The sequence below is a fragment of the Microbacterium mangrovi genome (assembly GCF_000802305.1).
GTDB classification, from domain to species: Bacteria; Actinomycetota; Actinomycetes; order Actinomycetales; family Microbacteriaceae; genus Microbacterium; species Microbacterium mangrovi.
Map to the genome: position 1 here is coordinate 1 of NZ_JTDK01000007.1, position 13,951 is coordinate 13,951.

Annotated in this window: 11 protein-coding genes and 1 pseudogene; 8 read left to right on the top strand and 4 right to left on the bottom strand. The window is 70.4% G+C overall.

From position 1 onward, the window contains the following. Nucleotides 1–515 (bottom strand): annotated as a pseudogene (locus LK09_RS08975) (HNH endonuclease signature motif containing protein); the annotation flags it as partial. 97 nt (nucleotides 516–612) lie between these two features. Between LK09_RS08975 and LK09_RS08980 the strand changes: the two are divergent. The 6 genes from LK09_RS08980 (at nucleotide 613) to ccsB (ending at nucleotide 6,336) form a co-directional block, all read left to right on the top strand. Then, nucleotides 613–1,416, top strand: coding sequence for a class I SAM-dependent methyltransferase (locus LK09_RS08980; RefSeq protein ID WP_039398476.1), 804 nt, complete (start codon nucleotides 613–615; stop codon nucleotides 1,414–1,416). Nucleotides 1,417–1,514: 98 nt separating this feature from the next. After that, complete coding sequence (locus tag LK09_RS08985; RefSeq protein ID WP_039398478.1) at nucleotides 1,515–2,144, top strand: histidine phosphatase family protein; 630 nt, start codon at nucleotides 1,515–1,517, stop codon at nucleotides 2,142–2,144. Next, nucleotides 2,141–2,788, top strand: a complete 648-nt coding sequence (locus LK09_RS08990; protein WP_052226604.1) for a TlpA family protein disulfide reductase — start codon at nucleotides 2,141–2,143, stop codon at nucleotides 2,786–2,788. The genes LK09_RS08985 and LK09_RS08990 overlap by 4 nt, the downstream gene beginning before the upstream one ends. Beyond that, the gene (locus LK09_RS08995) at nucleotides 2,785–3,528 is read left to right on the top strand and encodes a cytochrome c biogenesis CcdA family protein (protein ID WP_039398481.1); all 744 of its coding nucleotides are present in this window, start codon (nucleotides 2,785–2,787) and stop codon (nucleotides 3,526–3,528) included. The genes LK09_RS08990 and LK09_RS08995 overlap by 4 nt, the downstream gene beginning before the upstream one ends. Nucleotides 3,529–3,535: 7 nt before the next feature. Beyond that, nucleotides 3,536–5,281: a cytochrome c biogenesis protein ResB gene (gene resB, locus LK09_RS09000; protein WP_156138702.1), complete on the top strand. Its 1,746-nt coding sequence runs from the start codon at nucleotides 3,536–3,538 to the stop codon at nucleotides 5,279–5,281. 5 nt (nucleotides 5,282–5,286) lie between these two features. Next, nucleotides 5,287–6,336: a c-type cytochrome biogenesis protein CcsB gene (gene ccsB, locus LK09_RS09005; protein WP_039398486.1), complete on the top strand. Its 1,050-nt coding sequence runs from the start codon at nucleotides 5,287–5,289 to the stop codon at nucleotides 6,334–6,336. A gap of 323 nt (nucleotides 6,337–6,659) precedes the next feature. On the opposite strand, the gene LK09_RS09010 is transcribed toward ccsB, so the two are convergent. Next, complete coding sequence (locus tag LK09_RS09010) at nucleotides 6,660–8,792, bottom strand: YhgE/Pip domain-containing protein (RefSeq protein ID WP_039398488.1); 2,133 nt, start codon at nucleotides 8,790–8,792, stop codon at nucleotides 6,660–6,662. After that, nucleotides 8,789–11,632, bottom strand: a complete 2,844-nt coding sequence (locus tag LK09_RS09015) for an MMPL family transporter (protein WP_039398641.1) — start codon at nucleotides 11,630–11,632, stop codon at nucleotides 8,789–8,791. Before LK09_RS09015 ends, LK09_RS09010 begins: the two co-directional genes overlap by 4 nt. Before the next feature lie 134 nt (nucleotides 11,633–11,766). On the opposite strand from LK09_RS09015, the gene LK09_RS09020 reads away from it, so the two are divergent. Beyond that, entirely contained in the window at nucleotides 11,767–12,414 is a 648-nt protein-coding gene (locus tag LK09_RS09020) for a TetR/AcrR family transcriptional regulator (protein WP_039398490.1), read from the top strand. 78 nt (nucleotides 12,415–12,492) lie between these two features. Here the strand turns inward: LK09_RS09020 and LK09_RS09025 are convergent, their stop codons facing one another. Further along, entirely contained in the window at nucleotides 12,493–13,476 is a 984-nt protein-coding gene (locus LK09_RS09025; protein ID WP_039398492.1) for an o-succinylbenzoate synthase, read from the bottom strand. Between the two features lie 139 nt (nucleotides 13,477–13,615). On the opposite strand from LK09_RS09025, the gene LK09_RS09030 reads away from it, so the two are divergent. Continuing rightward, complete coding sequence (locus LK09_RS09030; protein WP_039398494.1) at nucleotides 13,616–13,951, top strand: PadR family transcriptional regulator; 336 nt, start codon at nucleotides 13,616–13,618, stop codon at nucleotides 13,949–13,951.

Below are 13,951 nucleotides of genomic sequence, written 5' to 3' on the forward strand. Positions count from 1 at the left end.
GTGGGTGGTTCGCCGAGCCCGCGGCGGATCGCGGCTTGCTGATCGACCGTGATCCGCCCCGCCGTGAACGCCTCACCCAGACACGCATGCCACGGCGCCGGCGGAATGGATGCGGTGTCGTTGCCACCGCCCGGACCGCCCTCCTCGGTCTCCGGGCTCGTGTCGGCGGGCGCGGCCTCCAGGAGGGCCTGCCCGAGCCGTGCGGCTTTGCCGGCCTGGGTGCGGGTGGTGCCGGTGAGGTCCTGGATCAGCGTGACCGCGGACCGGTGCCCGCGTTTCTGTGCCAGCCCGCCTTGCCCGGCATCCCGCGTGGACCGCTGCGCGGCGACCCCGGTCGCGACCACCCGCAGCGCTTCCAGCTCACGGATCGCCGTGGAGGTCGATGCGATCACCGCGACCACGTCGTCGTCCCGCAGGCCCGTCACGGCCGAGGCCGCCCCGGTCACCGGCACCGGCCCCAGCATCCCGACCAGCACGCGAAGCTGCCGACCGACGATAGCTGCGAAATTCTCCATGCCGAAACCCTCCCACACACCTCCGACATTGAGAGATATCTACGATACGCGAAGCGCGGACGCCGGTCCGTCCGGCACTGCGGCGTAGCGTGCCCGCATGGGTGAAAACAACCGCGAAGACACCTGGGCCGAAGACTCCCTCGCCGATCGGTTCCTCGGCGCGTACGACACCGCCAAGGGATTCGTGCGCACCGCCGTCATGCATCGCCAGCTGATCGAGCACCTGCCCGCGGCACCGGCGAGGATCCTCGATGTCGGGGGAGGAGCGGGCACGCAGTCGTTCCCGCTCGCCGCCGCCGGATACGACGTGACCCTGCTCGATTCGTCTCCGGCGATGCTCGCCCGCGCCCGCGAGAACCTGGCATCCCTCCCCGAGGATGCGTCCGCCCGCGTGACCCTCGTCGAGTCGGACGGGCGGGATGCCGCGGCATCCGTCGGCGGCCGTCCCTTCGACGCGGTGCTCTGTCACGGCGTGCTCGGATATCTCGACGATCCGGAACCTCTCGTGGCGCAGCTGTGCCGCTGCGCGAACCCGGGCGGAATCGTGTCGATCATGACCGGGAACGCCCGCACGCAGGCCGTCCGGCCGGCGCTCGAGCAGCGCTGGGACGACGCCCTCGCCGCGTTCGACGAACCGGCGGGCATCGGCGTCCTCGGCGTGCGGGGCCGCGCGGACACGGTCGAGGAGCTCGGTGCGATGCTCCGCACCTACGGCGTTCAGCCCGTCGACTGGTACGGCGTCTGGCTGTTCGCCGACTGGCTCGAGTTCGGCGGAACGAGAGTCGACGTCTCCGACCGGGGCGCGCTTCGCGCCATGGCCGAGGTCGAGTACGAGGCCGCCCGCCGCGACCCGTACCGTGCGATGAGCCGCGTGTTCCACCTGATCGGCCGCAAGAGCTGAGCCGGAGGGCCGGAGCCGACGGCCCGACCCGGCCGCTCGGCGTGGCGCTCAGCCCCCTGTCAGCGGGCCCACAGAACCTGTCCACGTAAACTGGACGCGTGCCCGCCGACCGCCTTCATCTCGTGCGCCATGGGGAAGTCCACAACCCCGACGCCGTGCTCTACGGACGGCTCCCGGGGTATCGGCTGAGCGATGCCGGGCAGAGCATGGCCCGCCAGGCCGCCGAGTACGTGCTCGCCTTCGACAGGCCCGTGCGGCACCTGGTCAGCTCGCCGCTGCAGCGCGCGCAGGAGTCGGCCGCACCGTTCGCCGACATCTTCGGCATCGAGCCGCTCATCGATGAGCGCGTCATCGAGCCGACGAACGTGTTCGAGGGCAGGGTCATGCGCCGCGCCCTCGCCAATCCGCTCAACTGGCGCCACCTCGCCCGGCCCGCGATCCCCAGCTGGGGAGAGCCGTACGCACAGGTCGTCGCGCGCATGGATGCCGCGATGACGGATGCCTGGGAGCAGACGCACGCGGGCGACGCCGTCATCGTGTCGCACCAGCTTCCGATCTGGGTCACGCACCTCGCGATCGCGGGGCAGCCGACCAAGCACAATCCGACGCAGCGGCGGTGCGCACTGTCCAGCGTCACGAGTTTCGAACGACACGGAGACCAGTGGGTCGAGATCGGCTACGCCGAGCCGGCATCCACCGAGGGCACCGTCGATGTGGGGGCGGTATGACACTTCGTCGCGAACGCTTCGCGCCCGGGCTCACCGGCCGGACGCGCAGGAGCCTGATGCGGGCGGCATCCGTCGTCGCGGCGGTCGCGCTCGCCGGGAGCCTCGCCGCGTGCTCGAACGACTCGCTCGCGAACCAGTACCGCTCGGGCGACAACAAGGGCTACATCGCGGGCGACTTCGCCGTGAAGGAGTACACCCCGGCCGATCGCCCCGCCGCGGTCGACTTCAGCGGCACCCTCGCCGACGGCACGAAGGTCAGCGCCGCCGACTACAGGGGCAAGGTCACGGTTGTGAACTTCTGGTACGCGAACTGCGCGCCATGCCGGCAGGAGGCCGCCCAGCTCGAGAAGTCCTACAAGGAGTTCTCCGGGAAGCCCGTCGAGTTCCTCGGCGTCAACACGTACGATCAGGCCGCGACCGCGGATGCCTTCGCCGTCGCGCACAAGGTCACCTACCCGAGCATCATCGACGCCGACACGAAGACGGCGACCGCCGCGTTCGCCGGCATCGTGCCGCTGAGCTCGACCCCGTCGACCGTCGTGCTCGACAAGCAGGGCCGTCCCGCGGCCCGCATCATCGGCGAGCTGCCGGATGCCTCCATCCTGTCGACGCTGATCAAGGACGCCCTGGACGGCACGTCGTGACCGGAGTCGTCGCCGGGGGCGCGCTGTGGCTCGCGGTGCCGATCGCGATCCTCGCGGGCGTCGTGTCGTTCCTGTCGCCGTGCGTGCTGCCCCTCGTTCCGGGGTACCTCGGGTTCCTCGGCGGTGCGGCATCCCCTCGCGGCGCGAGCACGGCCGCTCCGACGCGCAGCCGGCTCGTGCTCGGCGTGCTGCTGTTCATCGCCGGGTTCACCGTCGTGTTCATGGCCGTCAACATCTTCGGCGGCACGCTCGGGCTCTTCTTCGTCCAGCAGAAACTGCTGATCACCCGGGTGATGGGCGTGGTGATCATCTTCCTCGGGCTGGTGTTCATCGGCCTGTTCAGCTTCGCCCAGCGCAACGTCCGTCCGCAGGTGCGCAACAACCTCGGGCTGTTCGGCGCCCCGCTGCTCGGCCTGGCACTCGGCGTCGGCTGGGCGCCGTGCATCGGCCCGACCCTCGCGGTCATCCTCAACATGTCGCTGGAGTCCGGCTCCGCCTGGCGCGGCGCCGTCCTGGGGCTCGCCTATTCTCTGGGACTCGGCATCCCGTTCCTGCTCATCGCGCTCGGCTTCGGCTGGGCGACGCGGTCGGTCACCTTCCTGCGTCGCCACATCCGCGCGGTCAATCTCATCGGCGGAGGGATGCTGGTGATTCTCGGCGTTCTCATGGTCACCGGCGTCTGGACCCAGATCACCTCGGATCTCGTGGGGGTGATCAGCGGTGTCACGACGGCCATCTGACGGCGCGGTGGCCGATCGCGACGCCGAGGCGGTCGACCCGCTCCGGCCCGCCGACGCGATCGACGGGAAGGGCGAACCGGCCGACGGCACCGGCGACGGGATCACCTCGCCCAAGCTCGGCTTCGTCGGGTGGATGCGCTGGGGCTGGCGGCAGCTGACCAGCATGCGCACGGCCCTCGTGCTGCTGCTGCTGCTTGCGATCGCCGCGGTTCCCGGGTCGATCGTGCCGCAGCGCAGCGCCGACCCGAACGGCGTCTCGCAGTACTTCAGCTCCAACCCGACGCTGGCGCCGATCCTCGACAAGATGCAGCTGTTCGACGTGTACTCGTCGGCCTGGTTCTCGGCGATCTACATCCTCCTGTTCGTCTCCCTCATCGGCTGCATCATCCCGCGCACGAAGCACCACTTCACGGCGCTGCGGGCCCGGCCCCCGCGCACGCCGGCGCGGCTCGCCCGGCTCGAGGACCACCGGGAGAGCCTCGTCGAGCTGGAGCCGGGGGAGGATGCCGGACACGCGGCATCCCGCGCGGTGGACCTCGCGGCATCCCTGCTGCGCAAGGGCGGCTACCGGATCGAGCGGTACGACAGCCGGGGCTCGGCATCCGTGTCGGCGGAGCGCGGGTACCTGCGCGAGACCGGCAACCTGATCTTCCACACCGCCCTGGTGGGCGTGCTCGTCGCAGTCGGGCTGGGCGGCGGCTTCACCTATACGGGGCAGCGCGTCATCGTGCAGGGCACGACGTTCGTCAATTCGGTGGGCACCGACTATTCGTCCTTCAACCCGGGCCGGTTCGTCGACCCGGACTCGCTCACGCCGTACACGCTGAAGCTCGACAAGTTCGACGTGACGTACGTGCCGTTCGGTCAGAAGGATGCCGGTCAGGCCGGCGACTTCGCCGCCCACCTGACGACCCAGCTGCCGGGGCAGTCGGCGCAGACCGGCACGGTGCGGGTCAACCACCCGCTGCAGATCGCCGGCGACGACGTGTACCTGCTCGGCAACGGATACGCCCCGACCATCACGGTGCGAAACGCGAAGGGCGAGGTCGTGTTCCACGACACCGTCCCGTTCCTGCCGCAGGACAACAACATGACCTCGATCGGCGTCGTGAAGGTCGCCGACGGCCTGCCCGAGCAGCTCGGCTTCGTCGGGTTCTTCTACCCGACGCAGGTCAAGCTCGGGTCCGGGGCGTTCAGCTCCGCCTACCCGAACCTGCTGAACCCGGTGCTGACGCTCAACGTCTACGGCGGCGACCTCGGCATCAACAACGGCATCCCGCGCTCGGTGTACGCGCTGGACCCGACCGGGATGACGCAGCTCACCGGCGGCAAGACCGGCGTGAAGTCGATCGAGCTGAGCCCCGGTCAGACGACGCAGCTGCCCAAGGGCTACGGCACGATCACGTTCGAGAACGACTCCCCGGCGGGCGCGAAGGACCAGAGCCAGGCCGTGAAGCGGTTCGTGTCGCTGTCGATCCACCACGATGCGGCAGGCCCGTGGGCTCTCGCGTTCGCGGTCCTGGCGATCGCCGGACTGCTGCTGGCGCTGTTCGTGCCGCGCCGGCGCATGTGGGTCAAGGCGACGCCGGCAGGCGACGGCCTGCGCATCGAGTACGCCGCCCTCGCCCGCGGTGAGGATCCGACGCTGAAGGCCGCGGTCGACGACCTCGCGGCCAAGCACGCCAAGGCCCTGGATGCCGCCGGAGCGGCATCCGTTCCCGATCAGGCCGCCAAGGCCCCGAGCGTAGACTGAGGATCATGCTTTCGCTTGAAGAGCTTTCGGTGTGGCTCGTCTGGACGGCGATCGCGATCTACGCGCTCGCGTTCATCGCGTACACCTGGGATCTCGCCACCCGCTCGGCCAAGTCCCTCGACGAGAAGGACGCGGCCAAGGCCCGCGAGCGCGAGCTCGTCGCGGCCGGCGGCGGGTCCGTTCCGTCGGCCGATGAGCTGCACCGCGAGCAGGATCGCGCCGAGGCGGCGCTCCGGGCTGCCCCGAGGGATCGGACGCGGCCGGTCTTCGCCCGCATCGGCACCGCACTGACCTGGCTGGGCTTCCTCTGCCAGGTCGCCGCCGACATCACCCGCGGCGTCGCCGCCGGCCGTGTGCCGTGGGCCGACATGTACGAGTTCGCGCTGACGGGCACGATGCTGATGATCGGCGTCTACCTGCTGTCGCTGTTCTTCTACGACCTGCGGTTCCTGGGCGCGTTCATCACCGGCCTCGTCGTGCTGCTCCTCGGTCTCACGTCGATGAACTTCTACGTGGCCATCTCCCCGCTGATGGACCCGCTGAAGTCGCCGTGGCTCGTCATCCATGTCTTCGTGGCATCCCTCGCGACCGCGATCTTCGCGCTCGCGTTCGGGCTCTCGGTGATGCAGCTCATGCAGCAGCGTCGCGAGCACAAGATCGTCGCCGCACAGCTCGCCGGACCTGACGACGCCCCCGTCAAGGTGGGCTGGGGGTTCCTGCGCAACCTGCCGAGCTCGGAAAGCCTCGAGTCGCTGTCGTACCGATTCGCGATCATCGGCTTCATCTTCTGGAGCTTCACGCTGGTCGCCGGGTCGATCTGGGCCAATTACGCGTGGGGCCGGTTCTGGGGCTTCGACACCAAAGAGGTGTGGACGTTCATCATCTGGGTCGTCTACGCGGGCTACATCCACGCACGGGCGACGCGCGGCTGGCGCGGCACCCGCTCGGCCTGGCTGAACATCATCGGCTTCAGCGCCGTCATGTTCAACTTCACGATCGTGAACCTGTTCTTCAAGGGCCTGCACGTCTACAGCGGCCTGACGACCGCGAGCTGAGTCGTCTGCCTCGAGCGCCGCGCACCCCGCCGGGTGTGCGGCGCTCCTGCGTTGGTGAGTGCCCGGGGGTCGATGCGTTTCGTCTCGCTTCGCTCGCTCAACGACCGGGAATCGCCGCCCGGTCGTTGAGCGCGGACGTCCCGCTCCTCCCCGGTCGTTGAGCGAGGAGCGGAGCGACGAGACGAAACGCGGTGACCTCGGACGTCCCTCTCCTCCCCGGTCGTTGAGCGAGGAGCGGAGCGACGAGACGAAACGCGGTAACCCGCCAACGCGTTCGCCCCGCACATCGCGACGATGTGCGGGGCGAGGAACCCGAGCCGCTGTTACGCCGGGACGGGCGCCGCGCGCAGGGCCTTGGCCGACGTCGTGCGGCGGCGGGCGACGGCGAGCACCGTGGCGACGAACGCGATCGCGCCCCAGATGAGCATCCCGGCGATGTCCGCACCGAGGCTCGTGCCGTTGAGGACTGCCAGCAGCGCGTTGTAGACCGGCGCCGTGGGCATGAAGGATGCCACCGAGGCGAGCACACCCGGAACGGTCGAGATGATCCCGGTCGCCAGTGCCAGCACGCCGATGAGGGCCGAGACCCAGCGGCCGAAGCCGCCGAACACCGCCACGAGTGCCTGATTCACCGCGGCGAACACCACCCCGGCGACCACGCAGATCCCGGCGTACGGCCACCACGTGGCGGCGTCGTACTTCGCGACGGCCTCGACGATGCCGGCGACGAGCAGTCCCTGCGCGGCGCCGATCGCGGCGGCCGGCAGCAGCGAACGCAGCGCCAGCGCGCCCGACGAGCGGCGCGAGGCGAGCACGCGGCGCGACACCGCCTGCAGCGCGACGAACGAGGCCAGCGCCCCGAACCACAGCGCGATCGTGGACAGCAGCGGAATCGCCGACGCCCCGAACAGCGTCGACGAGACGCCCTTCGCGGCGACGGGGTCGGCGAGCACGTTCGCGACGTCGGTGGACTTCGACTTGCTCATCGACGGGATCGCGCCGGATGCCTGGTGCAGGCCGCCCGCGAGCTTGTCGGTGCCGGTCGCGAGCTTCTGCACGCCGTCGGCGAGCGACTGGGTGCCGGCGCCGTAGGCGGCCAGACCCGTGGCGAGCTGCGCCGCCCCGTTCGAGAGCTGCCGGGCCCCGGACGACGACTGGTCGATGCCGGATGCCAGCTGCCCGATGCCGCCTGACAGCTTCGTCGCACCGGCGGCCGACTGATCAAGACCGGATGCCAGCTGCCCGATGCCACCGGCCAGCTGTGCGTTGCCGCCGCTGAGCTGCGTCGCGCCGGTGGCGATCTGCTCGTACGAGCCTGCGATCTGGTCCGTGGCGATCGTGTTGAAGTCCTCGAGACCCTGGCTCACGCCCGCAGTGCCCCCGCTCACGCCCGTCGCCAGCTGAGACATGCCGGCCAGCTTCCCGCAGAAGTCGGCGGACGCGCCGCTGCTCGAACACGCCTTGGCGAGCCCTGCGATCCCGGTGTCGAGGCTGGCTGCTGCTGTGGCCGTGTCAGCCGCACCGACCCTGAGCTTTGAGTCGGCGGGCAGCAGGCCGCCTGCCTTCTGCAGGTCCGTGGATCCCTTGCTGGCACCGTCGGCCAGGTCGTTCGCACCCTTCGCGAGCTTCTCCGCCCCGCCCTGCAGCCGGCGCGCTCCACCCGCCGCAGAGCTCAGCCCGCTCGCCAGCTGATCCTCACCGGACTGCAGCTTGCGCGCCCCACCCGCGGCCGAACCGAGTCCGTCCGCGAGCGACGCGGCACCCGTCGACAGCCCGACGGCGCCGTTCTGCAGCTGCGTCGCCCCGGCCGGGAGCTTCGCGGCCCCGTCCGCGGCGCTCTGCGCGCCGCTCGCGAGGGAGGTCGCGCCGGTGGCGGCATCCCCGAGTTTCGAACCCAGGGTCGAGTATCCGATGAAGACGTTCTCGAGAGTCGTGCTCGACAGCGACTGCCCCATCACGGTGGATGCCGCCTGCGTGACCGCCGAGGTCACCAGGCCGTCGGCGACGAGCGCGTTCGGCGCTGATTCGACCTGGATCGTCGCCTGCTCCGGAGAGGCGGTCTTGCCCGAGAGGGTCTGCCCGCTCGAGGTCGCCGCCGCGGAGAAGTTCTTCGGGATCGTGACGACGGCCTGGTAGGTGCCGTCCTTCAGGCCGGACGCGGCATCCTTCGCGTTCGAGATCGTCCAGGTGAGGTTGTTGTCGGCCTTCTTGGTCGAGCTGCCGCCCTGCACGAGGCCGGCGGTCAGCTGGCGACCGAGGGGCACCATCTGCCCGTTGAGGGTCACCGCCTTGTCGTTGTTGACGATGGCGGCGTTCATCGTGCTGAGGCGCTGGTTCGGGTTGTACAGCGCGGCGACGAGCAGGCCGCCGATGACGGCGGGCAGCAGCAGCACCCCGAGCACCGTCAGCCACGTGACCGGGCGGCGGGTGCGGGCGCGTTCGATGGGCAGGGTCATGCGTTCACCTCGGCGGTGTCGGAGGTGCGCACCGGCGCGGCGGCGCTCACCTCGAGAACGGAAGAGTCGGGATGCCCGGCCTCGGCGAGCACGGAATGGGCGGCGGCGACGTCGGTCGCCGTGCCGACGACGGTCAGGGGGCGTCCGGCATCCCGCAGGACCGCGGCGGCCTGGTCGCGCCGTGCCGACGTGGCCAGCACGTCGAGCCCGTCGACGACGAGCAGCTCCGCACGACCGCGCACGGCGCGACGCAGGTCGGCCACCGGGTCGGTCGACTCGTTCAGCAGCGCCAGGGCGACCCGGCGCCGCACCCACGGGCCGCGTTCGGGCAGCAGGTGTCCCTCGACCTTGACGATCCCGCCGGTCGGGGCGACGCGACCGGCGAGGGTGAGCGCCAGGGCGCGGGCCGCGCGGGCGTCGGTGCCGGTCAGTACCAGGGCCTCGCCCGGATCCACCCGCACCGTCACGTCGCGGTAGAGGCAGACCTCGTCGTGGTCGACGAGTTCGAGCGCGTCGGCGGCGACCATCGCGGTCGTGTCCGGCTCCGGCCAGTCGGCGTGCGCGAGCTCGCGCTCCACCGCCTCGCCCTCGATGTCGAAGTGGGGGAGGATGCGCGCGAGGCGCTTCGGCATCCACCACGCACTCGTGCCGAGCAGGGTCATCACGGCCGGCACCAGTGTCATACGCACGAGGAACGCGTCGATCGCGATGCCCGCGGCAAGCCCCAGGGCGATCGGTTTCAGGTTGGCGTCGCCTTCGGGCACGAACGAGGCGAACACCCCGAACATGATCACCGCGGCGGCGGTCACCACGCGGGCGGAGGACCGGTAGCCGCTGCGGACGGCATCCACCGCGAGCGTGCGGTCGGCGACGCCCCCGGCGGCCCGGCGGGCGTGGACGAAGTCCTCCCGCATGCGGGACACCAGGAACACCTCGTAGTCCATGGCGAGCCCGAACAGGACGCCCATCAGGATGATCGGCATGAAGCTGATGATCGGGCCCACCTTGGCGACCCCGAGGAAGTCGGCTCCCCAGCCCCAGATGAACACCGCCGACACGATGCCGAACGCGGCCAGCACCGACAGCAGGTATCCGGCGGCGGCCTTCAGCGGCACCCAGATCGACCGGAACACGATCGCCAGCAGCACGAGGGACAGACCGACCACGAACACGCCGAACGGCAGCAGCGCCGCGCCGAGCCGGTCGGAGATGTCGATCGCGACCGCGGTGAAGCCGGTCACCTTGAGGTCGACGTCGTAAGTGCTCTGGAAGTGATCGTGCTTCGCGCGGAGCTCCCGCACCAGGTCGGCGGTCTTCGGATCGTCAGGGGCCGTGGTCGGGATGATCTGGATGAGTCCGGTGTCGGCGGTCTTGTTCGGCGTCGCCAGCGGCACCTTCGCGACGCCCGGCATCTTCTCGATCTCGGACTTGAGGTCCTTCATCAGCGTCAGGGGATCGTTGGAGGTGACGATGGTCCCGGTCATGATGAGCGGACCGTTGAAGCCCGGACCGAAGTGCTCGCTGATCAGGTCGTAGGTCTGACGCGCCTCGTTCTCCTTGGGCAGCATGCCGGCGTTCGGCAGCGCCAGGGCGAGGCTCGCGGCCGGAATCGCGAGGACGCCGAGCGTGATCACGACCGACAGCGTCGTGACGACGGGATGCTTCGTCGTGAGTCCGACCCAGCGCGCGGCGAACCCGCGTCGTGCCGGCTTCCCGGCGGCACGGGTGGGCGCGTCCTCGGTCTGGGATCCCTCCCCGGGCGTTTCGTCTCGCTCCTTCGTCGCACGCTCGACGACCGTCTTGCGGCGGCGGCCGCCCCAGCCGCGCACACGGCCCTTGACGAACCCGAGGAATGCCGGGGTCAGGGTGACCGCGATGAGCACCGCGATCGCGACGGCGACCGCCGCGGCGATGCCCATGGTCGTGAGGAACGGGATGCCGGCGAACGCGAGTCCGATGAGCGCGATGAGCACCGTGACGCCCGCGAACATGACGGCGGATCCGGCGGTGCCGGTCGCCCGGGCCGCGGATTCCTCGGGCTCGACGCCCGATCTCACCTGGTCCTGATGTCTCGCGATGATGAACAGGGCGTAGTCGATGCCGACGGCGAGCCCGAGCATGAGCGCGAGCATCGGGGTGGTCGCGGAGATCGTGGCGAAAGCGGTCGCCAGGAAGATGAGGGCCATCGACAGCCCCACCCCGAGCAGAGCGGTCACCAGGGGGAGTCCGGCGACCACGAACGACCGGAACGTCACGACGAGCACCACCAGGGCGATGAGCAGACCCACCGCCTCGATGATCGAGATCGTCGGCAGCGACTGCGCGAACAGGTCTCCGCCCAGTGACACCGTCGATCCGGCCGGCAGCTGGTTCTGCAGTGCCTCGGTCGCGGCGGTGAGGTCGTCCTTGGTGGTCTTCTTGACGTCGGTGACCTGGCCCTTGAACTGCATCTGCACGATCGCGGCCGAGTCGTCGTGCGAGATCAGGCCGGTGACGTACTTGCTGTACGGGTCGGTGACGCCGAGCACCCCGTCGAGCTTGCCGATGCCGTCGATCGTGCTCTTGATGTCGGAGGTGTAGGGCTCGTCCCTGACGCTGTCGCCGGGCGCCGCGACCACGATGAACTGGGCGTTCGTCCCCGCCGCCTGCGGGAACGTGCGGTTCAGCTGCGCGATGCCCTCCTGCGACTCGGTGCCGGGGATGGAGAAGCTGTTGTCGGTTCCCTTGGCGAACAGCGCCACCCCGCCGCCGGCGAGGAGGAGCAGCAGGATCCAGGAGACGAGGACGCGCCACGGATGCCGATAGGACCAGCGTCCGAGGGAGTACAGCAGGGTGGACACGGTGCCTCCGGTGTGCAAAAGGTCGGGAATTCGATACGCCGGTGTATCCGATACAATTGTGTATCGTAGAACCGTGGCGCTCGCCGAATCTGAACGTCAGGTGTGAGAATGGCCCGAGCTGAGGAGGCGATGAGATGACCGACGTGAAAGCGCCCACGCGAAGCCGTGAGAACACGCGCCAGCGGCTGATGGATGCCGCCATGGAGGTGTTCGCCGAGGTCGGCCTGGATGCCGCATCCGTCGAGGCGATCTGCGACCGGGCGGGCTTCACCCGCGGCGCGTTCTACTCGAACTTCGACACCAAGGACGAGTTGTTCCTGCAGCTGGCCGCCCGCGTCGCCTCCGACCGCGTGACCGCTGTGCAAGCCCGTATCGGGGAGCTCGTCGCCGCCGGCACCGACGGCTTCGACGAGGGCGAGATCGCCGGCCTGCTCGAGCAGGTGCTCGACGTCGGCATCCTCGGTCGCTCCGACGTGCTGCTCATGAGCGAGATCCGCCTGCGGTCGCTGCGCGACCCCGACGTCGCCCGGGCGCTGCTGGTGCAGGATGCCGAACTGTGTCGCACCGTCTCTCAGATGATCACCGGCATCGCCGCGCTCAAGGGCGCCGAGCTGCAGATGGATGCCGACCAGGCGGCGCAGCTGATGCTCACCGTGTGGGAGACCTCCGCCGTGCACGCCGTGATGCAGGGCGTCGCCGACGAGTCCCAGGCCGGCGTCGACGCGCTGCGGGCGACCACCGGCGCGCGCCTCGCCGAGGTCGCGCACCTCGTCCTCTGCTGAACGCGCCCTTCGTCTCGCTGCGCGGTTCCTGAGCGAGCGAAGCGAGACGAAGGGCGCTCAGGGACCGGGGTGGGGCCCTCAGAGCAGCTCGTGGCAGCGGGCGACGCGATCGCGCCACCACGCCGCGCGCTCGGCGGGAGCGGCCAGCTCGTCGAGCAGGGCGGCATCCGGCGTGACGCGGCCGACCGGAAGTGAACCGCCGCTCGGGGCCAGCGCCGGGGCTGCGACGTCCGCGGTGAACAGCGACGACGTGCCCAGTCCGCAGTCGTAGTCGAGGTCGGGGAGGGCGGCCGCGAGCGCCGTGCCCATCGCCAGCCCCACCGAAGTGTCCAGGGCACTGGACACGACCGCCGGCAGGCCCGCGTCGGCCACGATCTCCAGCGCGCGGCGCACTCCGCCGAGCGGCTGCGCCTTCACGATCAGGATGTCGGCGGCCTCCGCGCGGGCGACGGCGAGCGGGTCCGACGCCTTGCGCACGCTCTCGTCGGCGGCGATCTGCACGTCGAGGTTGCGGATGCGCAGCCGCACCACGGCCAGTTCGGGCACGCTCGCGCAGGGCTGCTCGACGTACTCGAGGTCGAAGGGCTCGAGCATCCGGATCGCATGCTCGGCCTCGTCCACGTTCCAGCCGGCGTTGGCATCCACCCGGATGCGTCCGGCCGGGCCGAGGAGCTCGCGCACGGCCCGCACCCGCGCGACGTCGTCGGTGAGACTCTGACCGCGCTCGGCGACCTTGACCTTCGCGGTGCGGCATCCGTCGAAGCGGGCGAGCACCGCGGCGACCTCCGTCGCGGCGACGGCCGGCACCGTCGCGTTCACCGGGATCCGGTCGCGCACGGCGGCCGGCTGCGGATGCCACGCGTAGTCGATCGCGGCGGCGAGCCAGACGGATGCCTCGACGTCGCCGTACTCGGGGAACGGGGAGAACTCGGCCCAGCCCTCGGGCCCCTCGAACAGCAGCGCCTCGCGCACGTCGACGCCGCGGAACCGCGTCGCCATGGGCAGGGCGACGACCCGTGCGGTGGAGAGGATGTCGGCGAGCGGGGGGAGAGGCTGCGGCATCCCCCCATCTTGCTCCGTCGCGCGGGCTTTCGGTGTCAGCGCGGGTGTTCGGATCGGGGGCGCGGGCGCCGACGTGGTGCGCGAGCCCGGACGCTGTAGTCCATTGCAATAGTGTGTGACACACAGTATCGTGTGAGAGGTGAGCGAGAACGAGGTCTTCGACACGCACCTGCAGGAGCTGCGGCGCGGCACCGTGGTGCTGGCGTGCCTGCGCCTGCTCGTCACGCCGGGCTACGGCTACGGGCTGCTCGAAGAGCTCGCCGCCCGCGGATTCGCGACCGATGCGAACACCCTCTACCCGCTGCTCCGGCGGCTGGAGAAGCAGGGGTATCTGCGCAGCGAGTGGAACACCGACGAGGCCCGCCCGCGCAAGTTCTACCGCACCAGTGAGACCGGCGCGGCTCTCGCCCGCACCATGACCGCCGACTTCCGCGCGATCGCCGACGCGATCGCGGCGCTGCCCGAGGAGGGCTGA